The organism is Streptomyces sp. NPDC058685 (assembly GCF_042714725.1).
Taxonomy (GTDB): Bacteria; Actinomycetota; Actinomycetes; order Streptomycetales; family Streptomycetaceae; genus Streptomyces.
The window spans coordinates 91,487-117,331 of sequence record NZ_JBHXSL010000008.1 but is presented as its reverse complement, the minus strand read 5'-3'; the positions used below and the strand labels follow the sequence as shown (position 1 = coordinate 117,331).

General features: G+C 73.2%; 23 protein-coding genes. 16 read left to right on the top strand and 7 right to left on the bottom strand.

Annotation, left to right across the window (positions count from 1 at the left end; all coding sequences use genetic code 11):
* A complete protein-coding gene (locus tag ACFWU3_RS10105; protein ID WP_384433946.1) occupies window positions 1-2,004 on the top strand; it encodes a prolyl oligopeptidase family serine peptidase in 2,004 nt (667 codons plus the stop codon).
* Window positions 2,001-2,933: an LD-carboxypeptidase gene (locus tag ACFWU3_RS10100; protein ID WP_384433943.1), complete on the top strand. Its 933-nt coding sequence runs from the start codon at window positions 2,001-2,003 to the stop codon at window positions 2,931-2,933. Before ACFWU3_RS10105 ends, ACFWU3_RS10100 begins: the two co-directional genes overlap by 4 nt.
* Window positions 2,934-2,939: 6 nt before the next feature.
* Here the strand turns inward: ACFWU3_RS10100 and ACFWU3_RS10095 are convergent, their stop codons facing one another.
* Both ACFWU3_RS10095 and ACFWU3_RS10090 read right to left on the bottom strand, forming a co-directional pair.
* Complete coding sequence (locus ACFWU3_RS10095) at window positions 2,940-4,007, bottom strand: adenosine deaminase (protein WP_384433940.1); 1,068 nt, start codon at window positions 4,005-4,007, stop codon at window positions 2,940-2,942.
* Window positions 4,008-4,125: 118 nt separating this feature from the next.
* The gene (locus ACFWU3_RS10090; protein ID WP_384433937.1) at window positions 4,126-4,872 is read right to left on the bottom strand and encodes a GntR family transcriptional regulator; all 747 of its coding nucleotides are present in this window, start codon (window positions 4,870-4,872) and stop codon (window positions 4,126-4,128) included.
* A 316-nt stretch (window positions 4,873-5,188) separates the two neighbouring features.
* On the opposite strand from ACFWU3_RS10090, the gene ACFWU3_RS10085 reads away from it, so the two are divergent.
* Window positions 5,189-6,088, top strand: coding sequence for an arginase family protein (locus ACFWU3_RS10085; RefSeq protein ID WP_384433934.1), 900 nt, complete (start codon window positions 5,189-5,191; stop codon window positions 6,086-6,088).
* A gap of 101 nt (window positions 6,089-6,189) precedes the next feature.
* Window positions 6,190-8,160 carry a DUF5107 domain-containing protein gene (locus ACFWU3_RS10080; protein ID WP_384433931.1) on the top strand — a complete coding sequence of 657 codons (1,971 nt, stop codon included), beginning with the start codon at window positions 6,190-6,192 and terminating at the stop codon, window positions 8,158-8,160.
* Between the two features lie 24 nt (window positions 8,161-8,184).
* On the opposite strand, the gene ACFWU3_RS10075 is transcribed toward ACFWU3_RS10080, so the two are convergent.
* Both ACFWU3_RS10075 and ACFWU3_RS10070 read right to left on the bottom strand, forming a co-directional pair.
* Window positions 8,185-8,535: a VOC family protein gene (locus ACFWU3_RS10075; protein ID WP_327678709.1), complete on the bottom strand. Its 351-nt coding sequence runs from the start codon at window positions 8,533-8,535 to the stop codon at window positions 8,185-8,187.
* 118 nt (window positions 8,536-8,653) lie between these two features.
* Window positions 8,654-9,463 (bottom strand): methyltransferase domain-containing protein, encoded by an 810-nt coding sequence (locus ACFWU3_RS10070; RefSeq protein WP_384433928.1) that lies wholly within the window; start codon window positions 9,461-9,463, stop codon window positions 8,654-8,656.
* Window positions 9,464-9,607: 144 nt separating this feature from the next.
* Here ACFWU3_RS10070 and ACFWU3_RS10065 point away from each other — a divergent pair, with 144 nt between their 5' ends.
* Both ACFWU3_RS10065 and ACFWU3_RS10060 read left to right on the top strand, forming a co-directional pair.
* Entirely contained in the window at window positions 9,608-10,039 is a 432-nt protein-coding gene (locus tag ACFWU3_RS10065) for a phage holin family protein (RefSeq protein ID WP_384433925.1), read from the top strand.
* Between the two features lie 337 nt (window positions 10,040-10,376).
* Entirely contained in the window at window positions 10,377-11,774 is a 1,398-nt protein-coding gene (locus tag ACFWU3_RS10060; protein WP_384433922.1) for an MFS transporter, read from the top strand.
* A gap of 18 nt (window positions 11,775-11,792) precedes the next feature.
* On the opposite strand, the gene ACFWU3_RS10055 is transcribed toward ACFWU3_RS10060, so the two are convergent.
* Complete coding sequence (locus ACFWU3_RS10055; protein WP_384433919.1) at window positions 11,793-13,304, bottom strand: bifunctional phosphatase PAP2/diacylglycerol kinase family protein; 1,512 nt, start codon at window positions 13,302-13,304, stop codon at window positions 11,793-11,795.
* 306 nt (window positions 13,305-13,610) lie between these two features.
* Here ACFWU3_RS10055 and ACFWU3_RS10050 point away from each other — a divergent pair, with 306 nt between their 5' ends.
* From ACFWU3_RS10050 to ACFWU3_RS10040, 3 genes are all read left to right on the top strand, one after another.
* Window positions 13,611-14,804 carry a sulfite oxidase gene (locus ACFWU3_RS10050; protein ID WP_384433916.1) on the top strand — a complete coding sequence of 398 codons (1,194 nt, stop codon included), beginning with the start codon at window positions 13,611-13,613 and terminating at the stop codon, window positions 14,802-14,804.
* 134 nt (window positions 14,805-14,938) lie between these two features.
* The gene (locus ACFWU3_RS10045) at window positions 14,939-16,156 is read left to right on the top strand and encodes an aminotransferase class I/II-fold pyridoxal phosphate-dependent enzyme (protein ID WP_384433913.1); all 1,218 of its coding nucleotides are present in this window, start codon (window positions 14,939-14,941) and stop codon (window positions 16,154-16,156) included.
* A 12-nt stretch (window positions 16,157-16,168) separates the two neighbouring features.
* The gene (locus ACFWU3_RS10040; protein ID WP_384433910.1) at window positions 16,169-17,281 is read left to right on the top strand and encodes an MBL fold metallo-hydrolase; all 1,113 of its coding nucleotides are present in this window, start codon (window positions 16,169-16,171) and stop codon (window positions 17,279-17,281) included.
* 65 nt (window positions 17,282-17,346) lie between these two features.
* On the opposite strand, the gene ACFWU3_RS10035 is transcribed toward ACFWU3_RS10040, so the two are convergent.
* Window positions 17,347-18,021: a DedA family protein gene (locus ACFWU3_RS10035; RefSeq protein ID WP_384433907.1), complete on the bottom strand. Its 675-nt coding sequence runs from the start codon at window positions 18,019-18,021 to the stop codon at window positions 17,347-17,349.
* Window positions 18,018-18,788 carry an MBL fold metallo-hydrolase gene (locus ACFWU3_RS10030; RefSeq protein ID WP_384433905.1) on the bottom strand — a complete coding sequence of 257 codons (771 nt, stop codon included), beginning with the start codon at window positions 18,786-18,788 and terminating at the stop codon, window positions 18,018-18,020. The genes ACFWU3_RS10035 and ACFWU3_RS10030 overlap by 4 nt, the downstream gene beginning before the upstream one ends.
* Window positions 18,789-19,038: 250 nt before the next feature.
* Between ACFWU3_RS10030 and ACFWU3_RS10025 the strand changes: the two genes are divergently transcribed.
* From ACFWU3_RS10025 to ACFWU3_RS09995, 7 genes are all read left to right on the top strand, one after another.
* Entirely contained in the window at window positions 19,039-19,443 is a 405-nt protein-coding gene (locus ACFWU3_RS10025; protein ID WP_384433902.1) for a hypothetical protein, read from the top strand.
* Window positions 19,444-19,535: 92 nt separating this feature from the next.
* Complete coding sequence (locus ACFWU3_RS10020; protein WP_384433900.1) at window positions 19,536-21,605, top strand: alkaline phosphatase family protein; 2,070 nt, start codon at window positions 19,536-19,538, stop codon at window positions 21,603-21,605.
* 51 nt (window positions 21,606-21,656) lie between these two features.
* Complete coding sequence (locus ACFWU3_RS10015; RefSeq protein ID WP_384433897.1) at window positions 21,657-22,805, top strand: zinc-dependent alcohol dehydrogenase family protein; 1,149 nt, start codon at window positions 21,657-21,659, stop codon at window positions 22,803-22,805.
* Window positions 22,806-22,972: 167 nt separating this feature from the next.
* Entirely contained in the window at window positions 22,973-23,332 is a 360-nt protein-coding gene (locus ACFWU3_RS10010) for a hypothetical protein (RefSeq protein WP_384433894.1), read from the top strand.
* A 64-nt stretch (window positions 23,333-23,396) separates the two neighbouring features.
* The gene (locus ACFWU3_RS10005; RefSeq protein WP_384433891.1) at window positions 23,397-23,564 is read left to right on the top strand and encodes a hypothetical protein; all 168 of its coding nucleotides are present in this window, start codon (window positions 23,397-23,399) and stop codon (window positions 23,562-23,564) included.
* A 72-nt stretch (window positions 23,565-23,636) separates the two neighbouring features.
* The gene (locus tag ACFWU3_RS10000; protein ID WP_384433888.1) at window positions 23,637-24,929 is read left to right on the top strand and encodes a VWA domain-containing protein; all 1,293 of its coding nucleotides are present in this window, start codon (window positions 23,637-23,639) and stop codon (window positions 24,927-24,929) included.
* Window positions 24,929-25,741, top strand: a complete 813-nt coding sequence (locus tag ACFWU3_RS09995) for a hypothetical protein (protein WP_384433885.1) — start codon at window positions 24,929-24,931, stop codon at window positions 25,739-25,741. Before ACFWU3_RS10000 ends, ACFWU3_RS09995 begins: the two co-directional genes overlap by 1 nt.
* Window positions 25,742-25,845 lie beyond the last annotated feature (104 nt).

Genomic DNA, 25,845 nt, shown 5'->3' with positions numbered 1-25,845 from the left:
ATGGTACCGACAGGAGCCTACGGAACGTGGCCGTCGCCGATCGACGCGGCGCTCGCCGCGTCGCACAGCGGCAGGCCCGAGTTCCCCGGCATGGTCGGTGACGAGGTCTGGTGGACGGCGCCGCGCCCCACCGAAGGCGGCAGACGGGCCCTGATGCGCCGCCGCGCCGACGGCGTCGAGGAATCCGTGCTCCCCGCCCCGTGGAACGTCCGCAGCCGCGTCATCGAGTACGGCGGACACCCCTGGGACGGCGTCGGGGAAGGCGACGGCGGAGCACTCGTCGTCTTCGTGAACTTCGTCGACCAGCGGCTGTACGCCTACGAGCCGGACGAGCCCGGCGCCGAGCCGCGCCCCCTCACGCCGCTGTCCTCCGTGGGCGGCGGGCTGCGCTGGGCCGAGCCGAGGATCCACGCCGAGCGGAACGAAGTGTGGTGCGTACTGGAGGAGTTCACCGGCGACGCACCCACCGACGTGCGGCGCGTGATCGCGGCCGTGCCGCTGGACGGCTCGGCCGCCCGGGACCGCGGCGCCGTGCGGGAGCTCTCCGACGACCGCCACCGCTTCGTCACCGGACCGCGGCTCTCGCCGGACGGACGCCACGCGGCCTGGATCGCCTGGGACCATCCGCGGATGCCCTGGGACGGCACCGTGGTGATGCTCGGCGAGGTCACGGACGACGGGCCGTTCACCTCGGTGCGCTCCGTCGTCGGGGGGAGCGACGAGTCGGTCTGCCAGGCCGACTGGGCCCCGGACGGCTCGCTGCTCTTCGTCTCCGACGCCGGTAACTGGTGGGAGCTCCGGCGTGTCCGGCTGGAAGCCTCCGGGGCCGGTGTCGCGCGGCCGGTCCCGCTGTGTCCCGGCCGCGGGGAGGAGTTCGGCGGGCCGCTGTGGAAGCTCGGCCTCACCTGGTTCCGCCCCCTGGCCAACGGACTGGTCGCCGTGATCCACGGCAAGGGCGCCACCACCCTCGGGATACTCGACCCGGAGACCGGTGAGCTCGTGGACGCCGCCGGGCCCTGGACCGACTGGGCGCCCATGCTCACCGTGCACGGCGACCGGGTCGTCGGGGTGGCCGCCAGCCCGCGCAGCGCCTACGAGATCGTCGAGCTGGACACCCGCACCGGCCGCACCCGGGTCATCGGTTCGGCGCACGACGACCCGGTGGACCCGGCGTACTACCCGGAACCGCAGATCCGTACCTTCGCCGGTCCCGACGACCGTGCGATCCATGCGCACATCTATCCGCCGCACAGCCCCGACCGGGTGGCGCCCGACGACGAACTGCCGCCCTACGTGGTCTGGGCCCACGGCGGCCCCACCAGCCAGGTCCCCCTCGTCCTCGACCTGGAGATCGCCTACTTCACCTCCCGCGGCATCGGCGTCGCCGAGGTGAACTACGGCGGCTCCACCGGATACGGCAGGGAGTACCGCGAGCGCCTGCGCGAGCAGTGGGGGGTCGTCGACGTCGAGGACTGCGCGGCCGTCGCCGCCGCCCTCGCGGACGAGGGCACCGCGGATCCGGCGCGCCTCGCCATCCGCGGCGGCAGCGCCGGGGGATGGACCACCGCCTCATCGCTGACCAGCACCGATGTGTACGCCTGCGGCACGGTCATCTACCCGGTCCTGGACCTGGTGAGCTGGGCCGCGAGCGAGACCCACGACTTCGAGTCCCGCTATCTGGAGTCGCTGATCGGGCCGATCGACGAGGTGCCCGGCCGCTATCGCGAGCGCTCTCCGTCGGAGCACGTCGACCGGATCACCACACCCTTCCTGCTGCTCCAGGGTCTGGACGACGTGATCTGCCCACCCGTGCAGTGCGAGCGGTTCCTGGCGCGGATGGCGGGACGCGGTGTGCCGCACGCCTATATCGCCTTCGAGGGAGAGGGCCACGGCTTCCGCCGTGCGGAGACGATGATCCGCGCCCTGGAGGCGGAACTCTCCCTGTACGCCCAGACCTTCGGCATCGCCCGGCCCGACGTCCCGCTGCTGGAGCTCAAGAAGTGACCGTCGCACCTCTGACGCGGCCCCGACGACTGCGGGCGGGGGACAGGGTCGCCGTCGTCGCTCCGAGCGGTCCCGTCCCCGGCGACCGCCTGGAGGAGGGCCTCGCCATCCTGCGGGGCTGGGGCCTCGACCCAGTCGTGATGCCCCATGTCCTCGGGCGGCACCCCGATTTCTGGTACCTCTCCGCGTCCGACGACGACCGCGCCCGGGACCTGACCGACGCCTGGTGCGACCCGTCGGTGTCCGCCGTCATCTGCGCTCGCGGAGGGTACGGCGCGCAGCGCATGACCGACCTCCTCGACTGGACGGCCATACGGTCGGCCGGCCCCAAGGTGTTCGTCGGCTACAGCGATGTGACCGCCCTGCACGAGGCGTTCGCGACCCGCATGGGCCTCGCCACACTGCACGGGCCGATGGTGGGCGCGGTCACCTTCCTCAAGGACGACCGCACGCAGGAGTCCCTGCGGGCCACGCTGTTCGAACCGGAGTCGGTGCGCACACTCGGCCTGGACACCGCCCGCACGATGATCCCCGGCCGGGCCCGGGGCATCACCCTCGGTGGCTGCGTCAGCCTCCTCGCCGCGGACCTCGGCACACCGCACGCCAGGCCCTCCGCCCGGGGCGGGCTGCTGCTGCTGGAGGACGTGGGCGAGGAGGACTACCGCCTCGACCGGGTGTTCACGCAGCTCCTGCGCACCGGCTGGCTCGACGGTGTCACGGGTGTCGCGCTCGGCTCCTGGGCGCAGTGCGGCCCCTACGAACAGATCCGCGCCGTGCTGCGGGACCGGCTGGGCGGCCTCGGTGTCCCGGTGGTCGAGGAGCTGGGCTTCGGGCACAGCGACACCGCGCTGACGATGCCGCTCGGCGTTCCGGCGGTACTGGACGCCGAGTCGTGCACCCTCACGCTGGACGAGCCGGCGCTGATCTGACGACGGTCAGTCGCCGAGCGCCGCGTACCCCGGCCTGATGACCTCGTCGATCAGCCGGCGGCGCTCCGGCAGCGGCAGGAACGCGGACTCGACCGCGGCGACCGTGAGCTCCTCGAAGACCTCGGGGCCGTAGCCGAACGCGTCCGCCATGTGCTGGAACTCCTGGCTCATGGTCGTCCCCGACACCAGACGGTTGTCGGTGTTGAGCGTGACGCGGAAGCCGAGGCGGCGCAGCAGGTCGAGCGGGTGCGTCGCGTAGTCCTTGGCCGCGCCCGTCTGGAGGTTGGAGGTCGGGCAGACCTCCAGCGCGATGCCGTTGTCCCGGATGTAGGCCGCGAGCCCGCCCAGCTCCGCCGTGCCGTCGTCGTGCACCGTGATGTCGTCGGTGATGCGCACACCGTGCCCGATCCGCTCGGCGCCGCAGATCTGTACGGCCTCGTGGATCGACTCGGCGCCCACGGCCTCACCGGCGTGGATCGTGAAGTGGCAGTTGTGCCGCTTCAGATGCTGGAAGGCGGGCAGGTGGCGGGCCGGCGGGTTGCCGATCTCGCCACCCGCGATGTCGAAGCCCGCCACCCCACGGTCCCGGTGGGCGACCGTGAGCTCGGCTATCTCCAGCGAGCGGTCGGTGTGACGCATGCCGGTGAGCAGGGCGCGGACGGTGATCCGGCCGTCCGTACGGCGCTCGCCCTCGCGGAATCCGGCGTTGACCGCGTCGACGACCTCGTCGAGGGTCAGACCGCGCTCCAGGTGCTGCTCGGGGGCGTAGCGCACCTCGGCGTAGACGACACCGTCCGCCGCCAGGTCCTCGGCGCACTCCGCCGCGATGCGCTCCAGCGCCTCGCGGGTCTGCATCACCGCGCAGGTGTGGGCGAAGGTCTCCAGGTAGCGTTCGAGCGAGCCGGAGTCCGCCGCGTCACGGAACCAGGTCGCGAGTGCGGCCGGGTCCTCGGTGGGCAGATCGCGGTAGCCGCACTCCCGGGCCAGTTCGATGATCGTGGCGGGGCGCAGGCCGCCGTCGAGGTGGTCGTGGAGGACGACCTTGGGCGCGCGCAGGATGTCAGACAAGTGCATGCACCGGGAGTGTACGGCACCCGCTTCGTACGGGCCGTGACGGCCGTCTCATGAGCCGGCCGATCGGTTCGTCCGGAGCGCCGGCCCCGCGTTCGGTGTTCGGAGCCGTCCCCGCCGGTCAGTTCGTCTGGAGCACCGGCATCGCGGGCGCGCCCGTCGGCAGCATGTGCTTGGCGGCCAGGATCGGGGTGTCCTCGGCCCGTACCACCTGCGTGATCAGCACGGCGGGGGTGTCGGCCGCCCGGCCCAGCTGCTCGCCGCGCCGCCTGCCGAGCAGCGTCGCGCTCATCGCGCTGTGCGCGGTCAGGGCGAGGCCGCGCGAGGCACCGGTGAGGACCGCGAGCATCGAGCCGGCAGGGGCGGACGCGGTGCGCAGCGCCTCGGCGAAGTCGGGGTGCGCCTTCTCCAGCACCTCGTCGGCGGCCGCCCACTCCTGGCTGAGCGCTGCCGCCGTACCGTCCCCGGCCAGCAGCGACTCCCAGAACCGCAGCTCCGCGCCGGCCGGTGCCAGCAGATGCTGGGTGGTGAAGTCGGTGGGTTCCTCGACCGTGCGCAGCAGCGGCCGCACCCGCAGCGGTGACCCCGCGGCGAGCAGGTCCTCCAGCGGCTGGATGTGCTCGAAGCCCCGTCGCGGCGGGCGGTCGCTGACCGTCCTGCCGACACCCCGCCGGACCGAGAGCAGTCCGTCCTCCTGGAGCAGGAGCAGGGCCTCGCGCAGGGCGGGCCGGCTCACCCCCAGTTCACCGGCCAGCCGGGGTTCCGACGGAAGGGTGGAGCCGGGCGGGTAGGTGCCGTCGTGGATCGCGTCGGCGATCCGCTCGTACAGCACGACGACCGGTCTGCGCTGCTGACCGCCGACTGCCATGGCCCCTCCTCGATTCGCCCCGGCCACTTGTCAGACAAGGATGGTGAACGGCGCTCGAGGTGGCAAGCCGCCGACGGCCGGTGTCGTCAGCTTGCCATGACGCCACCCGTACGCGCGGCCCGGCGTCCGGCAGGCCACTTGGGCCGCGGATCGACCTGACGCGATGTCGGATTCCTCCACTCCGCGTCGTACCTCGCCCGGGGCGGTCGTGCCGCGATCGGTCCCGCGCCCACGACGACGCCGAGGACTTCACCGCCGCCGCCTTCCTCGCGTCGCACACATTGAAGACCCGGTGGACGCGCGTGAGGATGGAACGATGCGAAATATCGTGATCGTCGACGCCCCCTCGAACCTGGGCCTGCGCCCGCCCGCCCCCGGAGCCGTGCCCGGCTGTTACAAGCTCGCCGGCGCACTGCGCGAACAACGCATCGTCCAGCGGCTCGGGGCCTTCGAGGGCGGTGTCGTCGTACCGCCGCGCTACGACCGGGGCGACTGGCAGGAGGGCGACGGAGTCTTCAACGCCGACGCGATCGCCGCGTACACCCCCAGGCTCGCGGACCGTATCGAACACCATGTGCGCGCCGGTGACTTCCCCCTCGTCCTCGGCGGAGACTGTTCGATCCAGCTCGGCGCCTCACTCGCCTTGCGCCGGCTGGGCCGGTACGGGCTCGCCGCGATCGACGCCTCCGCGGACTTCCGGCACCCCGGCAACTCCGCGCACGTGGGCGCGGCGGCCGGTGAGGAACTGGCGCTCGCCACCGGACGCGGCCAGGAGGACCTGACGAACCTGGAAGGGCTGCGGCCCTATCTGCGGGACGAGGACATCCGGCTCATCGGCATCCGCGACTTCTTCCACGACGACCGCGCCGAACTCGCCGAGCTGAAGATCCCGACGATGACGGTGGCGGAACTTCGGGAGTGGGGCATCCCCGAACTGACGTCGGCCGTTGTGCAGACCCTCGAAGTGCCCCCGCTGGAGGGCTATTGGGTCCATCTCGACGCCGATGTGCTCGACCCGCGCGTCATGCCGGCCGTCGACAGCCCCGACCCGGACGGGCTGCTGCCGCACGAACTGACCCTGCTGCTCAAGGGACTGGTGCGTTCGCCCCGCTGCGTGGGCATGAATGTGACCGTGTACGACCCCGATCTCGACCCGGAGGGCGGCGCCGGAGCGCTGCTCACCGACCTGATCGTCGCCGCCTTCACCGAGGACTGACCCTCCGAGCCTCTGGCCGGGGCGGCGACAACCCTGTTCCATGGTCGTCGGGTTGCCGCCGGATCCGTCGGCGGCCCCGCGGCGAGCAAAGCGAGGTTGCCTTGGCCACGACCGTCCGGCGCACCGTACTGACCCTGCCCGCAGCCCCCGTGGGGCCGCCGAACCCGCTGCCCGCGCTGCGACCGCTCGACGAGATGCACGCGATCGACGAGCGGACCAGAGCGGAACTGCCGCGCGAGATGGCGCGGCAGATCGGCTACGAGCCGTTGCGCACCCTGCTGCCGGTGCGCGTACTGGACGGCTACGGCCGCGACCGCGCCCCCGCCGATCTCGACGCGATCGTCATCGAGAACGACCACCTGCGTGCGACCGTGCTCCCGGGCCTCGGCGGCCGGATCCACTCGCTGCACCACAAGCCCACCGGCCGTGAACTCCTCTACCGCAACCCGGTGTTCCAGCCGGCCGACTTCGCGCTCAACGGCGCCTGGTACTCCGGCGGTATCGAGTGGAACATCGGCGCGACCGGCCACACCACACTGTCCTGCGCACCCCTGCACGCGGCCGTCGTGCCCGCCCCGGACGGCGGCGAGATGGTCAGGCTCTGGGAGTGGGAACGGCTGCGGGACCTGCCCTTCCAGGTCGATCTGTGGCTGCCGGCCGACTCCGCGTTTCTCCATGTCGGCGTGCGGATCCGCAATCCGCACGAGAAGCCCGCGCCCGTGTACTGGTGGTCCAACATCGCCGTCGAGGAGCACGCGACCACCCGCGTGCTCGCCCCCGCCGACGAAGCCTGGCACTTCGGCTACGAACGCAGCCTGCGCCGCGTGCCCGTACCGGAGTACCGCGGCGCGGACCGGACCTATCCGCTGCGCAGCGAGTACCCGGCCGACTACTTCTACGAAGTGCCCCCCGAGGCCCGTAAATGGATCGCCTCCCTGGACGCCGCGGGGCAGGGCCTCGTCCAGACGTCGACCGACACCCTGCGCGGCCGGAAACTGTTCCTGTGGGGCTCCGGACGAGGCGGCCGGCGCTGGCAGCAGTGGCTCACCGAGCCGGGCACTCCGGGATACGCCGAGATCCAGGCCGGTCTGGCCCGCACCCAGCTGGAACACGTACGGCTCGACGGCGGCGAGGAGTTCAGCTGGCTGGAGTCGTACGGACCGCTGACCGCGGATCCCGCCACGGTGCACGGCGAGGACTGGGACGCTGCCCGTGCCGAGGTGGAGGCGCGCCTCGCGGACGCACTGCCGCGGGAGGCCGTCGACGCCGCGTACGAGGCATGGCTGCCCTGCGCGGACACCGAACCGTCCACCCGGCTCGCCCGCGGATCCGGCTGGGGCGCGCTCGAAGTCCTGCGCGCGGGCCACAAACTACCCGGCACACCCTTCGACGAGTCGACGCTCGACGAGGAACAGGCGCCCTGGCGTGAGCTGTTGACGAGCGGTGTCCTGCCCGAGCCGCGCCGCGTCGCCCCGCCGGGCCCCTCACTCGTCGCACCGCACTGGCGGGACATGCTGGAGACCGCTCCCGCCGACCCGCTGACCGAGTACCACCTGGGTGTGGCCCAGTGGCACGCCGGCGATCTCGCGCAGGCCGTCCGGAGCTGGGAGCGGGGGCTGGCGCTCGCCCCCTCGCGCTGGCCGTTGCTGCGCTGCCTCGCCGTCGCGGACCAGGAGGGCGGCAACGGTCAACGGGCCGCCGAACGCTATCTGGAGGCCTTCGACGACCTGTGCCAGGAGCGTCGCGACGACGGCGAGGCGTGGACGGCGGCGCTGGCGGCTCTCGGCCGCGAGGCGATCGACGCCCTCCTCGCGGCCGACCGCCCGGCGGACGCCCGCTCGGTCTGGTCCCGGCTGCGTCCGGCGGTACGGCAGCGCGGCCGGTTCCGTCTGGCGGAGGCCAGACTGCTCCTCGCCGAAGGCCGGCCGCAGGAGGCGCGGGCGGTCTTCGACGAGGGCTTCGAGGTCGCCGACCTGCGGGAGGGTGCGGAGATCCTCAACGAGGTCTGGGCGGCCACGACGGACGACCCGCTGCCCGACGCGTACGAGTACCGGATGAGGCCGCAGGGCTGACGCACGCGCCCCGGCGGCCGGTGCTCAGACCGCCTTGCGGTCGACGTACTCGAAGACCGAGCCGTCGGGGTGAACGGCGATCAGATTGCGGCCCGCGGGGGTCGGGACCGGTCCCGCCACGACCTGAGCGCCGACCTGGGAGAGGGTGGCGTACGCGTCGTCCACATCGGCGACCGCGATCGTCGCCGTCACCTTGCGCAGCACTTCGAGCTCCGACTCGGGGCCGCTCATCAGCAGGAAGCAGCCGACGGCCGCCACCGAGACACCGCCACGCTCGAAGCGCATCGGCTCGGTGCCGGTGAGGCGTTGGTAGAAGGCCGCCGCGGCCTCCAGATCGTCGACGCAGATGCGCAGCGTGGTTCCCAGGATCTCCATACGCAGAGCCTAGTAAAGGGGGCGGGGAGGCGGAATCGGATGCCCGATTGAGGGCGTGATGCGAAGATCCGCGGCGCCGGTCGTGCCTGCGGCGGGGGCGTTGGTCCACACGGGGCGTTCAGGCCCGGCAGAGCACCTCGGCGTGCGGCACCAGGAAGCAGGCGTCCTCGTGCGAACCCCACGCGCGCCACCCCTCGGCGATGGCCTTCAGCCGGTCGGCGGTGGTGTGACCGCCGTCGACGGCGAGTTCGGCGTACACCGATGCCGTCGTACGGTCCGCCCACAGCCCGCTCCACCAGGTCCGGTCGTGCGCTCCGGCGAAACACCATGCCGAGGCGGTGACGGTGACCTCGTCGAAGCCGGCGGCGCGTGTCCAGGACAGCAGCTGCCGACCGGCGTCGGGCTCACCGCCGTTGGCTCGCGCGACCCGACGGTAGAGGTCCAGCCACTCCTCCAGCACAGGCGTCTCGGGGAACCAGGTGAACGTGCCGTAGTCGCTGTCGCGCGCGGCGACCGTGCCGCCGGGGCGGCAGACCCGGCGCATCTCGCGCAGCGCCTGGACCGGATCGCCGACGTGCTGAAGCACCTGATGGGCATGGACGACGTCGAACGAGTCGTCCGGGAAGTCCAGTGCGTGGACGTCGGCGACGGTGAAGTCCGTGTTGTCCAGGCCGCGTTCGGCAGCCAGCTCACGGGCCTTTCCGACGATGTCCGCGGCCAGGTCCACACCCGTGACACGGCCCTCGGGGACCAGGGCCGCCAGATCGGCGGTGATGGTCCCCGGGCCGCAGCCGATGTCGAGGATCCGCATGCCGGGCCGGAGCTCTTCCAGGAGGTAGGCGGCCGAGTTGGCCGCGGTGCGCCAGGTGTGCGAGCGCAGTACGGACTCGTGGTGACCGTGGGTGTAGACGGCGGTCTCCTGCGGCATGGCCGGATCTCCTCTGGTGCGAACTGCCCCGGATGATGAGAACAGCCTAGGACGCTTCGCCGCATATTGAGACCTGCGTCTTGCATGATGGACGCGGACCGGGCGTGGGCGTTAGGCGCCGAGGCCGCCGGGTACCCGCGCCCCATGGACACGAACCTGTCGGATCTTGCGGCTCAGAATGTGGCGCAGGTCGTCCGGGACGCCATCAAGGACGAGTTGCGCGAGCAGACCAGGAAGCAGCGGCACGCCGCCCGTATGTACGCGGGCGCCAGTGCCGCCGGTCTCTACGGCGGTGCGGCGGTCGTCGCCTGCGCCGTCCTCGCCCTCGCCCTCGTGATACCCGGCTGGGCGGCCGCCCTGATCGTCGCCGTCCTGCTGCTGGCCGCGGCCGAGATGATGAAGCGCGCCGCGAAGCCGGGGCCGGGTGCGGCCGTCGCCGGCACGACCGGAACCCCGGCGGTGGTCGAGGAGCCGCCCATGCCGGAGGCGCCCCCGGTCGTACCGCCCGCCGGGAGCCCGGTCCGCCCGCCGCCCGTCACGCCGCCGGCCGTGCCGCACGCACGCGAGAAGGAGTAGGTCCGGGAAGGGCAAGTCCCCGACCCGGCAAGGGGAGTGTGCGGACAGGTGAGGGGCGTCCACCGCGGTGGACGCCCCTCACCCGTATCCAGGTGGGCGAGGGAAATCGCCTTTCGCGTCGGGCTCGGGAAGGCTAGGGTTCCGGCGCAGCGAGCCACCCACGAGGAGCCAGAGATGCCCGGTCGTCCGAGCGCGCGTTGACGTTGTAGGCCGTGACCGGCCTGTCATCGCGTGCTGCCCTTGACGTTGCGGCACAGCGAGCCTTCCCCTGCCCGAACCGGTGCGCCTGAGACGCGCCGGGTGACGGGCCTCGTTGTCGGCAACCCGAGGGATTCCCGTGCCGTCCGCATCCTGCGCCGTATCCGATTCCGGCCGGCCTGCACCGTCGAGCCTGTGGCGGGACGCCGACTTCCGCAGACTCTGGATGGGGCAGACAGCCTCCCAGCTCGGCGAACACGCGAATCTGGTGGTCCTGCCACTCTTCGCCGTCCTGACGCTCGACGCCAGTGCCGGCCAACTGGGCGCCCTTCGCGCGGTGGGGCAGGCGCCGATCCTGCTGCTCTCGCTCTTCGTCGGCGCGTGGGTCGACAGTTGGCGGACCCGTACGACGATGGTGCTCACGGACGTCGGCCGGGCCCTGGTCCTGGGCGCCGCCGCCGTGGCCGGCCTCTTCGGCGCGCTCGGTCTGCCCGCGCTGCTGTTGCTCGCCTTCGCCGTCGGAAGCCTGTCCGTGTTCTTCGACGTGGCCTACCAGGCGTCTCTCGTACGACTGGTGGAACGCGACCGACTGGTGCGAGGCAACAGCGCGCTGGAGGGGAGCCGTTCCGCGGCGCAGATCGGCGGCCCCGCTCTGGGCGGTGCGTTGGTGACCCTGCTGTCGGCACCTCTGGCCACCGCTTCCAACGCGCTGTTCTTCACGCTGTCGTTCCTGTCGATCCGGCGGATCCGCCGCTCCGAACGCGTCCCGGAACGCGCGGAGCGACCGCCTCCGGTCTGGCGGCGGATCCATGAGGGCGTGCGTTTCGTCGCCGGCGACACCGCACTGCGGACCGTGTGTCTGGCCTCGGCCGCCTTCCAGTTCTCCTTCGCGGCCATGATGACCGTCTATCTGCTCTACCTGCCGCGGGAACTGCACCTGTCCGGCACCGTCGTAGGGCTGGCACTCGCGGCGGCAGGGCCGGGCGCGCTCCTCGGCTCGCTGCTGGCCGCCCGTCTGCCGCGCCGGTTCGGCCACGGTGCCGTGCTCGTGTGCGCGGCGGCCCTCGGCGACGGCGTGTTCCTGTGCGTGCCCGCGCTGCGCGGCTCCTCCGTGGTGACGGTTCCCGTGCTCCTCGCGGCCGGCTTCGTGTTCGGGCTCGGCGGTCAGTTGGTGAACGTCACGGTCATGGCCGTCCGGCAGGCCGTCACCCCCGCCGGGATGCAGGGCCGCGCGGCTGCGACGATCACGTTCGTCGGCATGGGGCTGACCCCGCTCGGTTCTCTGCTCGGCGGATTCCTCGCGCAGGAGTGGGGACTGCGCACCAGCCTGCTGGTGACGGCCGCGGGCATGCTGCTGTCCCCGGTCGTGATGGCAGTGTCCCCGCTCGCCCGCCTGGGTCGGGAGCTCCCCGCCGCGCCCGAAGCGCCGCCGGGTTCTGACGAGGCGGCGCCCTGTTCTGACGTGGTGCCGCCGGTTTCTGACGACGCGCCGCCGGGTTCTGACGACGCGCCGCCGAATGCGGGCTCCCCGAAGTGAGTCCCTGCCCGTCCGACGTCACAGAAGCGCCTGCGGCCGGTAGACCGTGAGCGCCTCCGCCGCCTTGTCGATGACCAACTCGCCGGGTGCCTCGGTCACTTCACCGTCGAACGCCAGTGGAGTGCCCGGCGCCAGGCCCGTGATGCGGACCCTGCGCAGCTTCTGGGCCGCGTGCACCGGTGACCGGCTCAGCGGTCCCGCGAGTGCCGCCGCCAGCAGCCGCACGCCCGGCCACCGGCCGCCGTGCACGACGCGCACGTCCAGCAGTCCGTCGGCGAGATCCTGCCGGTGTCCGGGCGTCGGCCCCATGCGCTGGTACATGCCGTTGCCCGCGAAGAGCAGCCACATCGGGCGCCGGCGGCCCTGGACGTCGGCCTCCAGCGGATGCTCACCGCGCAGGACGACCAGCGCCGCCAGAACGCCCGCCGGCCAGCCGCCGATCCGCGGTGACCAGTGCTCGCGGATGCGGACCAGTTCCGGGTAGACGCCCAGGCTGAAGGTGTTGAGGAAGTATCCGGAGCGCTCCTTGCCCTCGGCGGCGGGCGGGCCGGGTGTGAAGCGGCCGAGGTCGACCTTGACGGCCTCGCCGCCCGCGAGCGCCCGGCACGTGTCGTGCACGGACTCGATGCCGAGGTCGTACGCGAAGTGGTTGAACGTACCGCCGGGGAAGACCGCCAACGGCACACCGCGGTGCGCGGCCACGACCGCCGCCCGGTTGATGGTGCCGTCGCCGCCGAAGATGCCCAGCGCCCGGCCGCGTCCGGCCGCCTTCTCCAGCTCCGCGTGCAGATCCTCCGGCTCGCACTCCACGACCTCGGCCATCGGCAGCGCCTCGTGCAGCAGGTGCGAGGAATCCGCCGATCCCGACTGCCGGTTGACCACGACCACCAGGCCGTCGCCGCCGGGCAGCACGGGCGCGCTGGTCTGCGGCCGGCCGGGGGGCGGCAGCTGGGACCTGGTCGGCACCACGCCGCGGACGGCGAAGGCCGCTCCCACGCCCAGCGCCGCCCCCACCAGGACGTCGCTCGGGTAGTGCACGCCCGTGTAGACACGGGAGAAGGCCACCGAGGCCGCCGCGGGGGCGATGATCGCGCCCCAGCTCTTGGACTCCAGGGCGACACCGGTCGCGAAGGCGGCCGCCGAGGCGGCGTGCCCGGACGGGAAGGACGTCGTGAAGGGCTGCCGCTTCAGCTGCCGTATCACCGGCACAGCGTCGAGCATCGGCCGCGCCCTGCGCACCGACCGCTTCGCGACCGTGTTGATGGTGGCCGAGGCCAGTGCCAGGGACGCCACACCGCGTACGGCCGCCCGGCGGGAGCGGGGGCTGCGCCCCAGCGCCACCATCCCGGCCGCCGCACCGAACCAGAGCAGTCCGTGGTTGGCGCTGCGGCTCAGCCGTGGCAGCACCGGCTCGGCACCCGGCCACTCCCGGGCGGCGACCGTGCTGAAGATCTGCCGGTCCCAGCTGCTGAACAGCGCCGAGATTCTGTCCCGGAGCTGCGGGTTCACCTGTGTACGCGCGTCAGACATGGGTCGCGGGTACCCCGTGGGCGCGCTCGCCACGCTGAACGTCCGGCATCGGGCACCTGTCCCTCCGGCATCCGTGAACACCCCGGCGCGGGGCCTTTCAGCGCCTACGATCAGGGGCATGGTCGTCGACAGGCACAACCGCGCGCTCCCGGCCGCTTCTTCGCGCCGCCCGCGGTCCTCCTGTCCCTGTTGATCTCGGACGCACCTCCCGGCTTCCCCCGGCCTTCGCGCCTTCTCCGCCTCACCGGCGTTCCGCCCCACCCGTACGCCTGTCTCTGACGTCTTCCCGATTTCGAGGAGTTTGTGGTGACATCTGCCCTGAACCGTCGTGACCTGCTGAGACTGTTCGCCGCCGTACCCGCCGCGGCCCACCTGCCGGTCGTCGCCCCCGCCGCGGCCGCCCCCGCGGGCCCTGCCGCCCCCGGCATTCTCAAGCCGCTCCCGCCGGAGATCTTCACCGTGCGCGGCACCAACGCCGAGACCAACCCCGCGGCGCTGCGCGCCACCGGGCTGCTGACCCCCGCCGACCACTTCTTCGTCCGCAACCACACCTCCACCCCGCGGATCGCGGAGAGCGACTGGAAGCTGACGGTCTGGGGGAGCGGACTGCACGGCCGCCGCCCGGTCGACTTCAGCTACGGCCGGCTCCGGTCCCTGCCCTCGGTCACCCGGACCGCGGTCGTCGAGTGCGCGGGCAACGGCCGCAGTTTCTACACCACCCAGCAGGGCGAGACGGTCACCGGAACCGCCTGGACGCTCGGAGCCATCGGCGCTGCGCGCTGGCGCGGGGTCCGGCTGCGGGACGTCCTGCACCGCGCCGGTGTCTCCTCGTCCGCGGTGGACGTGATGCCGCGCGGCCTGGACGACCCGTTCGTCAGCAACGGCGTCGACCTGGGCCACGTGCGGCGCCCGCTGCCGCTTTCCAAGGCGCTCGACGACGTCATCCTCGCGTACGAGATGAACGGTGAACCCCTGCCGTACGACCACGGCTTCCCCGTCCGCGTGATCGTGCCCTCCTGGATCGGGATCGCCTCGGTCAAGTGGCTGGGGGACATCGAGGTCAGCGACACCCCGCTCGCCTCACCGTGGAACACGGACTTCTACCGCCTCTTCGGGCCGGCGCACCCGCCCGGCGGAAGTGCTCCGCTCGCTCGCCAGACGATCAAGAGCGCCATCGAGCTGCCCTTCGGCGCGCCCCTCGAAGCGGGCCGGACCCATCGGCTGACCGGCCGAGCCTGGTCGGCCGCCGCCCCGGTGCGCGAGGTCGAGATCAGCACCGACGGCGGAAGCCACTGGCGCCGGACGCGGCTGCGCGACACCCCACGGCGCAACGGCTGGGTCCGCTGGACCGCCGACTGGAGGCCGCACGGCACCGGCCCGGCCGAACTGCTGGCCCGTACGACGGACCGCGCGGGCAACACCCAGCCGGTGCGGTCCGTCCACAACACTCAGGGCTATCTCTTCGATGCGGTGGTCCGCCATCCCGTCTCCGTTGTCTGACGCCCCACGGTTGTCCGACGCCCCGCCGCGTTCGCGCGGACCGGTTCTCCCGCGCGGCGGGCTCGGGCAAACCTCCGTATAAAGGGCTCGTGGGCCGGGCGGGCCCTCGGGACACGAACGGCGGAGGCGGCGGCATGCAGCGGACGGACCCGGAAGGCCGCGGACCTGTCCGCTACGGACCGCCGGCGCCCGAACCGGGACTCCCCGTCCTGCCGGAGCTCGCCGAGGCGACCGCCGCCGCGGCCGCACGGCCCGTGGGCGAGCCGCCGGGCGGCGGCCCCGAGCTGCGGGAAGCGGCCTGCGGCTACTGGTCGCGGCGCGGGCTGCGCAGCCGGTCCGACGAGGTCGTCGCCGCCTCCGGTCCCCAGCCCCTGCTGTTCGCCCTCATCGCCGCCCACCGAGGGGACGTGCTGCTGCCCCGTCCCTGCCCCGCCTGGTGGACCCCGCAGGCCCGGCTCCTCGGCCGGCCCGCGTACCACGTACCGACCCCGGCGGAGTGCGGCGGCGTACCCGACCCGTACGCGCTGCTGGAGACCGTGCGCCGGGTGCGCGCGGAGGGTGGCGAACCGGGGCTGCTGCTGCTCTCCGTCGCCGACGACCCCACCGCGACGGTGGCGCCGCCCGAGCTCGTGCGCGAGGCCTGTGAGGCGGCGGTCGCCGAGGGCCTGCTCATCATCAGCGACGAGACCTGGCGGGACACCCTTCACCGGCCGCACGAGACCGTGCTGGTGAGCCCTGCGGAGATGTGCCCGGGCGAGGTCACCGTCCTCAGCGATCTCGCCGGCGGGCTGATGCCCGCCTCGTGGCCGGTCGCCGTCGCCCGGTTCCCCCCGACGGAGCAGGGAGCCGCACGGCGCGCCAGAACCCTCGACATCCTCACCGCCCTCGGCGCCGTGGTGGCCGAACCGGTCGCGGCCGCCGCCGCCCTGGCGCTGGACGAGCCCGGGCCCGTCGTCACCAGGTCGGAGCAGGCGGCCGGGCTGTACGGGGCGGTGACCACCGCGATGCACCACGCCGTGCTCGTCTCCGGAGCGGTCGCCCGCCCGCCGCGGGCCGGCCGGCATCTCTACGCCGACCTCGGCCCGCTGCGCGCCCCCCTCGCCCGGCTGGGTGTGACCGACTCGATGGAGCTCGAGGAGTATCTGAGCGACCGTCTCGGGTCACCCGCGCCCGGCGGGCACCGGTTCGGTGACGAGCTGGGCGAGCTGCGGGTGCGGCTGGCCGCCGGGCCGCTGCTGGGCACCGGCCCCGAACAGCGTCACGAGTCCCTCACCTCACCGGCGCCCCTGGAATTGCCGCACGTATCCAGGGCATTGAGCATTCTTGGAACGGCCTTCGACGAACTGCGTTGAACGGAGTCCCGGATGACGGAACAGACCGAACAGGCGGAGCTCTCGGGACAGGCGGACCGGACCGACCAGACGCCCGGGGCGGACCGCACGGGGGCGGCGGGACCGGCCCTCACCACCTCGGAGCCCACCGCGTCACCGACCGGCGGCGTACGGCCGCGTCCGCGGACCCGTCCGATCGGCGAGATCCGTCACTGGCCCCGCTCGTTCGCCGACCGTCTGACCACTCCGCTGCCCGGGGTGCGGGCCATGGCCCGACTCGCCCGTGAAGGCGCGGTGCGCCCCGGCCGGGACGGGCTCCAGGACATCCCGCTGCTGCCCTTCGAACCCGGTCCGCTGCCCGCCGTCGACGCCACCACCGTCGCCGTCACCTGGGCAGGACACGCCAGTTGGGTGCTGCGCATCGGCGGGCTCACCGTGCTGACCGACCCCGTGTGGTCCCGCAGGATCTTCGGCACCCCGGCCCGGGTCACACCTGTCGGGGTGCGCTGGGAGGACCTGCCGCCGGTCGACGCCGTGGTCATCAGTCACAACCACTTCGACCATCTGGACGCGCCGACGCTGAAGAGACTGCCGCGGCACACCCCGGTCTTCGCCCCCGCCGGCCTCGGCCGCTGGTTCCGCCGCCGGCTCTTCACCCGGGTGACCGAGCTCGACTGGTGGGAGGGCGCGGAGCTGGACGGCGTCCGCTTCGACTTCGTACCGGCCCACCACTGGTCCAAGCGGACGCTCGTCGACACCTGCCGCTCGCTGTGGGGCGGCTGGGTGCTCGGCGACCGGATGGGACGGTCCGTGTACTTCGCCGGCGACACCGGCTACGGCCACTGGTTCCGCGAGATCGGCCGCCGCCACCCCGGTCTCGATCTCGCGCTCCTGCCCATCGGCGCCTACGCCCCGCGCTGGTGGCTCAGCGATGTGCACACCGATCCGGAGGAGGCCGTGCGTGCCTTCGAGGATCTCGGTGCGCGGCACATGGCCCCGATGCACTGGGGGACGTTCGTCCTCTCGGCGGAACCGGTCCTCGAACCGCTCCTTCGGGTGCGCGCCGCGTGGGAGCGGACCGGCCGGCCGCGCGAGCAGCTGTGGGACCTGCCGGTCGGCGGGTCGCGGGTGCTGGCCGCGGGCTGACGGAACCGTCGCCGTCGCCGCGGGACGCGCCGCCGGCCCGTGGTTCGACCGGTGCGCCGCTCTCCCTACGCGTGCTGTCCCGACGAGCCCGACCGGTGCCCCTTCCGGCGCCACCGGCGCCACAGCGGCGGCGCCCCGCTGAGCACCACCGTCAGCGCCACCGCGACGACCACGCCCTTCCACGGTTCGTCGAACAGCGAGCCGCCGAGTATCCCGATCAGCTGGTACGTCGCCGCCCACGCCAGGCACGCCGGGATGTCGCCCCGCACGAACGAGCGCAGCGGCATCTTGGCCAGCAGACAGGCCAGCATCACCGGGATGCGCCCGGCCGGTACCAGCCGCGACAGCACCAGGACCGCCACGCCGTGGTCCTCCAGCTTGGTCTGCGCCTGTTCGAGGTGTTCCGGCGCGGCGCGGTCGCGGAGCGCGGCCAGCCAGCGCGAGCCGTTCTTGGACCGGACGCCGCGCTGCCCGAGCCAGTACAGCGTCACATCACCCAGGAACGCGGCGAACGACGCCACCAGGAAGACGAACAGCAGGCTCAGCGGCGACGTCTGATGGAAGGCCACCACCGCCGCGGAGCTGACCACCGCCCCCGTCGGCACCACCGGCACCAGGGCTCCCAGCGCCACCAGCAGGAACAACGAGGGATAGGTGACGGCCTGCTGGGTGGACTCCGGCGGCAGCTGGGCCACGAAATCCGACAGCTGCCCGAACAGCTCCGCGGCCTTCGAGCTCACCGCCTCGCCTCCGGTCTGACCCGCTCGCCGTGGCCGAGACGGTGCACGGCCACCTTCGGCGCGATCCGCGCCGACTTGCGGACGAACTCCTCGCCCGGGGCGTAGAACTCGTGCGGCCGGACGCCGTCCATCCCGATCGGCCAGTACGTGCCGTAGTGGACCGGCACCGCGGCGCCCGGCGCGAGGGAGACCAGCGCCTCGGCGGCCCGGCTCGCGTCCAGATGCCCCTGCCCGAGACAGGGACCCCAGCCGCCGACCGGCAGCAGGGCCACGTCGACGGGACCGACCTCGTCCGCCATCGAGTCGAAGAGTCCGGTGTCCCCGGCGAAGTACGTACGGGCCGCACCGGTGATCACATAGCCGAGCGCGGGCGACCGGTGCGGCCCGACCGGCAGCCGCCGTCCGTCGTGCAGGGCGGGCACCGCCCGCACCACCACGTCGCCCACCGGCACCTCGTCACCGGGGAGGACCTCGGTGACCGGCAGCCGCAGGCGCTTCAGGCCCGGCACGGAACGGCTCGCGCCCCGCGGCACGATCAGCGGGGTGCCCGGCGCGATCCTGGCCAGTGACGGCAGGTGCAGATGGTCGGAGTGCAGATGGGAGACGAGGACCGCGTCGGCGACGGCGGCCTCCGGCGGCGGCACGTCCCCGCGCCGCCTGCGCAGATGCGCGAGCCGGCGCACGAACAGCGGGTCGGTCAGCACCCGGACCCCGGAGTCCTCGACCGTGCAGGTGGCATGACCCCACCAGGTGACTTCCACCGGCACGCAGCGCCTCCTTCTGCCCACGTCGGCCCGTTGTGCGAACCACGAGGACCGTTCTGCGAACCCCTGCCCGTTTCGCGGGCGGGTACCCGTACGAGCCTATGGCCTGTCGTTCCCGGCAGGCCCGGGCGTCCCGGCGCACGAGCCCTCCGCCCGCTCCCGTCGCGCCCTCTGATGCGCCTTTGTGCGCGCTCCCTGGAGCCGGTCCGGTCGGAGTAGGGTCGGCGCGACCGCGGAGCGCAGGGGGATGTTGATGGATGCCTTACGAGTGGCGGCGATCGCCAGCCTGACGCCCCTCGAGGAGCTCGACAGCGACCCGTTCCTGGTGGACACCCGCAGCCAGCACGCGATGTGCGCCCGCTGGGCCGCCGACAAGGGCGGGGTCGTCACCCGGCAGCTGCTGTTCTACGGGCTGCGGCACGACCACTGCGGGCTGTGGGCCGATGTGGACGCCGGCGAGGTGGACCTCTTCGTCGCCCCCAACGACCGAGTACTGGAACGGGCGTTGACGTCGGTGCGGGATTTCGTCGCCGAGTGCGAACGCCGTGGCGTACGGCTGGAGACGGCGGGCCTGGACGAGCCCGTCTACGACGCGGCCATGAAGGCGGACGTCCATCGCAGGCTCTCCATGCCGACCGCCGGCTACAACGGCCGCTGACCCGCAGCCCCGGCCTGCGGGGACGCGCGAGCGGATCATGTCCGTCGCTGTGCCACGCTGGAGACCTGATCCAGGGGTGAGGTGGAAGCGGCGTGGTCGAAAGCCGATGGCGCAGGGCGGGGAGCACCCTGCTGCGAGTGGCCGCCGTGTGGATGGTCTCCACACTGACGATGCTGGCTCTCGCCGGGCTGCTGCCCGACTTCCGGCTCCAGTCCGAGGACGGCGAGAGCATCACCCGTACCGCGGTGACCGCCGCCTGGGGCGCGGGCGCCTTCGGTCTGCTCAGCGCGCTGGTGTGGCCGGTGGCGGTACGGGCGCTGCTGCTCGTACCGGCACTCCTGCTCGGCCTGTTGGTCTTCTTCCTCAACGGCTCCCTGCTGCTGCTCGCCCTCCGGCTGATCCCCGACGGCGGCGGAGAGGCGGCCCCCGAGACAGCGGTCCTCGTCGCCGCCGTGATGTCCGCCGTCGCCTCGGCGACCTCCACGGCGCTCGCCGTGCACGACGACAACGCCTACCGGCGCCGGCTCTCCCGGCTCGCCACCCGGCGCCGCCGAAGACGCGGTGAGGACGTCGGCCGTACCGCCGCCGACGGCACGGTCTTCCTCCAGCTCGACGGAGTCGGTCACGAGGTGCTCCAGCGCGCGGCCAAGGACGGAGTGATGCCGACCGTCGCCGAGTGGCTCGCCACGACGCACCGGCTGACCCCCTGGCGTACGGACTGGTCCAGCCAGACCGGCGCCAGCCAGCTCGCCATCCTGCACGGCAGCAACCACGACGTCCCCGCCTTCCGCTGGTACGAGAAGGACACCGGCCGGGTCATGGTCAGCAACCGGCCCGCCAGCGCGGCCGAGCTCCAGCGCCGTGCCATCGAGCGCACCGGCGACGGCGGGCTGCTCACCGTCGACGGAGCCAGCCGCGGCAACCTCTTCAGCGGCGGCGCCGACCAGCTCGCGCTGGTGCTGTCGATCGCGGCCAGGCGCGGCAAGGCGAACCGCTCCCGGGCCGGGTACTTCGCCTACTTCTCCGACCCCGCCAACGCCGTCCGCACGGCCGGCGCCTTCTTCGCCGAAGTGGTCCGCGAGATCCGCCAGTCGACGCGGGCCCGGCTGCGCGGTGACACACCGCGGATCGGCCGCGGCGGTCTGTACCCCTTCATCCGGGCGTTCGCGACCGTCGTGGAACGCGACGTCGTCGTCGCCGCGGTACTCGGGGACATGCTCGCCGGGCGCACCGCCGTCTACGCCGACCTCGTCGCCTACGACGAAGTGGCCCATCACTCGGGACCGCACAGCCGCGACGCGATGCAGGTCCTGGAGCGGCTCGACCGTTCGCTCGCCCTGATCGCCAAGGTCTCCGAGCACACCCCGCGCGGCTACCGGATCGTGCTGCTGTCCGACCACGGTCAGAGCCCGGGCCAGACCTTCGAGGGCGCCTACGGTCTCACCCTCAAGGACCTCGTCCGGGCCGGCTGCGGTCTGCCGGTGTCCCGGCGCGCCGAACGCTCCAGGAGCGGCGCGGAAGCGCGGGACGCGGCGCGCCACACCCTGCACACCGCTCTGCACCGGCCACTGGCGGAGGGGGACGAAGTCGCCGCACCGAGCTCCGAACCGATCGTGCTGGCCTCCGGCAATCTCGCACTGATCTCCTTCCCCGACGTGCCCGAGCGGCTCAGCCGGGAGGAGATCGACGCCCGCCATCCCGCCCTGCTGCGGACGCTCGCCGGCCACCCGGGCGTCGGGTTTCTTCTGGTGCGCAGCGAGAAGCACGGCTCGCTGGTCCTCGGCCCCGGCGGAGTGGAGATCCCGCTCGCGGAGCTGGACGACGACGGCCCGCTGGCGGTGTTCGGCGCCGGTGCGGCCGATGCCGTGCGCCGTACCGACTCCTTCCCGCACGTCGCGGACATCATGGTCAACTCGATGTACGACCCCGAGACGGGCACCGTCCACGCCTTCGAGCCACAGATCGGCTCCCACGGCGGCCTCGGGGGCGAGCAGTCCCAGCCCTTCCTGCTGTCGCCGCTGGAGCTGTCACCGCCCGTGAGCGGCGGCGCCGAACTGATCGGTGCGGAGCAGGTGCACGAGGTCCTGCGGCGCTGGCTGAACGAGTCCGAGGGGCCGCAGGTGCCGATCTCTCCCCTCGGCCGGACGGCGTCGCCCGGATAGCGTGGGCCGCTCCGTGGGGTCCACCGCGAGTGCCGATGTGGGGAGTGCCGCGTGCGTGCTGTCGTGTTCGAGGAGTTCGGGAAGCCGCTCGCCGTACGGGAGGTGCCCGCACCGGCGCCCGCGGAGGACGGCGCGGTGATCCGCGTCGAGGCGACCGGGCTGTGCCGCAGCGACTGGCACGGCTGGATGGGCCACGACGCCGACATCACGCTGCCGCACGTGCCCGGCCACGAACTGGCCGGTGTCGTCGAGTCGGTCGGCGCCGACGTCACCGACTGGCGCCCGGGGGACCGTGTCACCGCGCCCTTCATCTGCGCCTGCGGCCGCTGCGCCGCGTGCGCGCGGGGAGCGCAGCAGGTGTGCGAACGTCAGGAGCAGCCCGGGTTCACGCACTGGGGGTCGTTCGCGCAGTACGTGGCCCTCCGGTACGCCGACACCAATCTGGTGGCCCTGCCCGATGCGATGTCCTTCGCCACCGCCGCCGGTCTCGGCTGCCGGTTCGCGACCGCCTTCCGCGCGGTGGTGGGCCAGGGCCGGGTGCGGGCGGGGGAGTGGGTCGCGGTGCACGGCTGCGGCGGGGTGGGACTGTCCGCGGTGATGATCGCCGCGGCGTGCGGGGCACGGGTGGTTGCCGTCGACGTGTCGCCGACGGCTCTGGACCTGGCGCGGGCGGTCGGCGCCGAGGTCTGTGTGGACGCCTCCGCGCTGACCGGTGGCGTCGACGCCTCGGTCCCGAACGGTGGAGCGACCGGCGCCACCCCGAACGGTGGAGCGACCGGCGCCACCCCGAACGGTGGCGCGACCGGCTCCGCCACGGCCGCCGGCGTGGCCGAAACCGTCCGTGCGGCGACCGGAGGCGGCGCCCACCTCTCGCTCGACGCCCTCGGCTCCCAGGTGACGTGCGTGAACTCGGTCCAGTGCCTTCGCCGTCAGGGCCGTCACATCCAAGTGGGCCTGCTGCCCGATGGCGTACGGCTCCCGATGGACCGGGTCGTGCCGCTGGAGCTGGAGATCCTCGGCAGCCACGGCATGGCCGCCCACGACTACCCGGCGATGATGGCGATGGTCGCGTCCGGGGCGCTGCGCCCGGATCTCCTGGTGACGAAGGAGATCGGTCTGGACGCGGTCCCGGAGGCGCTCGCGTCGCTCGGCACCGCGCCCGGCAGCGGCGTGACGGTGATCCGGCCGCACGGGGTGTGAGAGCGGCGGCGGAGCCGTCCGTGCGGCCGGCCGGTGCACCCGTCCGGATCCGGCGTGTACGGGATTCGGGCTAACGGACGTCCCCCGGTGGAGGGGATCTCCGGCCGCGACGGCCGCGCCGCGGGCCCGCAGGGGTAGTGGAGGCCTGTCCAGGAAGGTCTCGCCCCATGAACCAGCCCGCGCCGTACACCGTCGCCCTCCGCGCCCTGGCGCGCAGGGCTGCGCCGATAGCGCTGGTGGCTCTCCTCGCCCTGTTGGGCATGTCCCTCGGACCCGGGGCGCAGACGGTGGCGGCGGGCGAACTCCGGCCGCCGGCCTCCGCGCCCGCCGACCCGACGAACCCGGGCCAGCCCGAGGAGGGCGACACCGGGTCCTCCGCGCCGAACCGCGCCCGCGCCTCGCTGCGGCCGCCGGGTGACGACGCCGGCGCGGGGCACGGCGGACGAGCCGTCAGGTGCCCCCAGCGCTTTCCGGACGGGCCTCCATGTGTTCCACCGGCCGTGCGCTGCGTGGTGCTGCGCTGCTGACCGTGCTGAGGACCCCCAGCACTGATCCGCACCACCACCCCCACACCACGCGAGGTGCACAGCCATGCCCATCGATCCGTTCGCCGCGCTCAGCGCCATGGTCCGCGCCGAGGCGGCCCGCACCGAGACCACGCACACCGTCGAGCCCACCGAGCGGCGCAGGCCCCCCGAGACCGAGTCCGAACCGGGGCCTGACGCCCGCCGCTCGCGCACCGACGACCGCACCGTCTGACGTTCACACCGCCCGACGCCCCTGCCACCGGCCCGTTTTGGAGCATCAGCAGATCATCAATACGATCCGCTGATGATCAATAGAAAACGGCTGGCGGCCGGGGCGTGCGGCCTGCTCGCCGCCCTCGCCGTCGGGCTCTTCCCGGCCGGCGCCGCCGCCGACGACGAACCGGCGGACAAGTCCCCCGAGGCAGCTCCCAAGGTCGAGTTGGTGCTCGACGTGAGCGGCTCGATGCGTGCCCGCGACATCGACGGCCAGACCCGTATGTCGGCGGCGAAGCAGGCCTTCAACGACGTACTGGACGCCGTGCCCGCCGAAGTCCGGCTCGGCATACGCACCCTGGGGGCCGACTACCCCGGCAAGGACAGAAAGGTCGGCTGCAAGGACACCAAGCAGCTCTACCCCGTTGGGCCGCTCGACCGGACCGAGGCCAAGACCGCGATCGCCACCCTCGCCCCCACCGGCTGGACGCCCATCGGTCCGGCGCTGCTCGGCGCGGCCGACGACCTCGAGGGCGGCGACGGCACCCGGCGGATCGTGCTCATCACGGACGGCGAGGACACCTGCGCCCCGCTCGACCCGTGCGAGGTCGCGCGCGACATCGCGGCCAAGGGCATCCACCTCGTCATCGACACCCTGGGACTGGTCCCGGACGCGAAGACCCGCGATCAGCTCAGCTGTATCGCGGAAGCCACCGGCGGCACCTACACCTCGGTACAGCACACCGACGAACTGTCCGACCGCGTCAACCAGTTGGTCGACCGCGCGGCCGAGCCCGTGGTCACCCCCGTCGCCACCCGGGGCGCGACACAGTGCGCGAAGGCCCCGCGGCTCGAACCCGGTCTCTACAGCGACCGGGAGACGTTCGGCCAGCACCGCTGGTACCGCGTGGACGTGCTGCCCGGCCAGGAACTGCGCGCCTCGGTGAGCATCGGCGCCGACCGTGCCGTCAACAACGACTACGGCGTCCTCATGCGTGCCGTCACCGTGCACGGCCGGGAGATCGTCCGCGGTTCGGAGGCGGGTGACGGACGCACCGACGTCATCTCCACCGGCCTGCGCTATCCGAAGCCCGAATCCGACGATGCCGACGACACGGACGACTCCAAGTCCGCCGCCGAGTCCGTCTGCCTGGAGGTCAGCAACGCCTTCGCCGCGGCCCCCGCGGTGAAGACCACGCCCGGTATGCCCGTCGAGCTCACCGTCGACATCGTGGACGCGCCCGACGAGTCGTCCGACGTCGCCGCCTTCGGTCTCGGCCGCGGCTGGTGGCTCCTGGCCGTCCTCGCGCTCACGGGCCTGCTGGCCGGAGTGCTGTGGGGCTGGATCTCGCGCTGGCGCGTCGCCGTTTGGAGGACCAACTGATGCGTATCGCACGCGCACTGACGATTGTGCTGCTCGCCGCAGCCGCACTGAGCGGTACGGCGGGTGCCGCCCTCGCCGATGACCCGTCGGCGTCCCCGAGCGACGGCGCGAGCGGGGCGGGGCCGACCGAGGCCGGTACCGGTTTCCGTGACGCCACCGCGATCGAGCAGGGGCAGCCCGCCACCGCCACCGCGTCGGCGGGCGACTATCTGTACTGGGTGTTCCCGGCGGACGCGGGCCACCGGGCCACGGTGAAGGCCACCGTCACCCTGCCCGAGTCGGCGACCCGGACCGGTTCGTCCACCTGGCGGCTCGATGTGTACGACGGGCTGCGCCGGCGCCAGGCCTGTATGTACGGCATGCAGACCCGGGCGGCCGCGAAGCACGCGGCGACCGTGGAGCTGTCCTGCACGCTGCGGACCGTCCGTTCCTGGGCTGAGCCGTGGGACAACGATCCGCTGCCCGGCAGTTACTACGTCCGTCTGACCGTGACCGAGCTCCCCGAGGAGGACCTCGGACTGCCGGTCCGCGCCGAGGTCCGTGCGGACGTGTCCGACGTGGGCGGCGCCTCCGCCGTGGACGGCTCACTCGCCGCTCCGCTGGTGGCGGGCGCGAAGACGGCCGACGAGGCGGGCGAACCGAAGCAGGCGGGTGTTTTCGCTGAGCCCGAGGACGGCTGGTCCTCCGGCTGGTGGTCGGACCGCTGGATCTGGACGGTCGCGGGCGGGCTGCTCTGTGCGCTCGGCGCGATCGCCGGATACGCGCTGACCCGGGGCGCGGGCCGTCCCTCCGGCGTACCGCCGACCGCCTGACACACGGGGGCGGGGGGGGGGCGCCCGCCCCCCCCCCCCCCCCGCCCACCCCCCCGCCGCACCCCCCCCGGGGGCGGGCCCCGGGGCAACCCCCCCCGGGGGGC

What these genes read in the sequence shown, in the direction of transcription:
- ACFWU3_RS10085 (WP_384433934.1), top strand. Translation starts at nt 5,189, where the DNA reads ATGCGAAATATCGTGATCGTCGACGCCCCCTCGAACCTGGGCCTGCGC.
- ACFWU3_RS10090 (WP_384433937.1), bottom strand. Translation starts at nt 4,872, where the DNA reads ATGGCAGTCGGCGGTCAGCAGCGCAGACCGGTCGTCGTGCTGTACGAG.
- ACFWU3_RS09995 (WP_384433885.1), top strand. Translation starts at nt 24,929, where the DNA reads ATGCGTATCGCACGCGCACTGACGATTGTGCTGCTCGCCGCAGCCGCA.
- ACFWU3_RS10045 (WP_384433913.1), top strand. Translation starts at nt 14,939, where the DNA reads ATGCAGCGGACGGACCCGGAAGGCCGCGGACCTGTCCGCTACGGACCG.
- ACFWU3_RS10095 (WP_384433940.1), bottom strand. Translation starts at nt 4,007, where the DNA reads ATGCACTTGTCTGACATCCTGCGCGCGCCCAAGGTCGTCCTCCACGAC.
- ACFWU3_RS10005 (WP_384433891.1), top strand. Translation starts at nt 23,397, where the DNA reads ATGCCCATCGATCCGTTCGCCGCGCTCAGCGCCATGGTCCGCGCCGAG.
- ACFWU3_RS10105 (WP_384433946.1), top strand. Translation starts at nt 1, where the DNA reads ATGGTACCGACAGGAGCCTACGGAACGTGGCCGTCGCCGATCGACGCG.
- ACFWU3_RS10000 (WP_384433888.1), top strand. Translation starts at nt 23,637, where the DNA reads ATGATCAATAGAAAACGGCTGGCGGCCGGGGCGTGCGGCCTGCTCGCC.
- ACFWU3_RS10025 (WP_384433902.1), top strand. Translation starts at nt 19,039, where the DNA reads ATGGATGCCTTACGAGTGGCGGCGATCGCCAGCCTGACGCCCCTCGAG.
- ACFWU3_RS10065 (WP_384433925.1), top strand. Translation starts at nt 9,608, where the DNA reads ATGGACACGAACCTGTCGGATCTTGCGGCTCAGAATGTGGCGCAGGTC.
- ACFWU3_RS10070 (WP_384433928.1), bottom strand. Translation starts at nt 9,463, where the DNA reads ATGCCGCAGGAGACCGCCGTCTACACCCACGGTCACCACGAGTCCGTA.
- ACFWU3_RS10055 (WP_384433919.1), bottom strand. Translation starts at nt 13,304, where the DNA reads ATGTCTGACGCGCGTACACAGGTGAACCCGCAGCTCCGGGACAGAATC.
- ACFWU3_RS10040 (WP_384433910.1), top strand. Translation starts at nt 16,169, where the DNA reads ATGACGGAACAGACCGAACAGGCGGAGCTCTCGGGACAGGCGGACCGG.
- ACFWU3_RS10075 (WP_327678709.1), bottom strand. Translation starts at nt 8,535, where the DNA reads ATGGAGATCCTGGGAACCACGCTGCGCATCTGCGTCGACGATCTGGAG.
- ACFWU3_RS10010 (WP_384433894.1), top strand. Translation starts at nt 22,973, where the DNA reads ATGAACCAGCCCGCGCCGTACACCGTCGCCCTCCGCGCCCTGGCGCGC.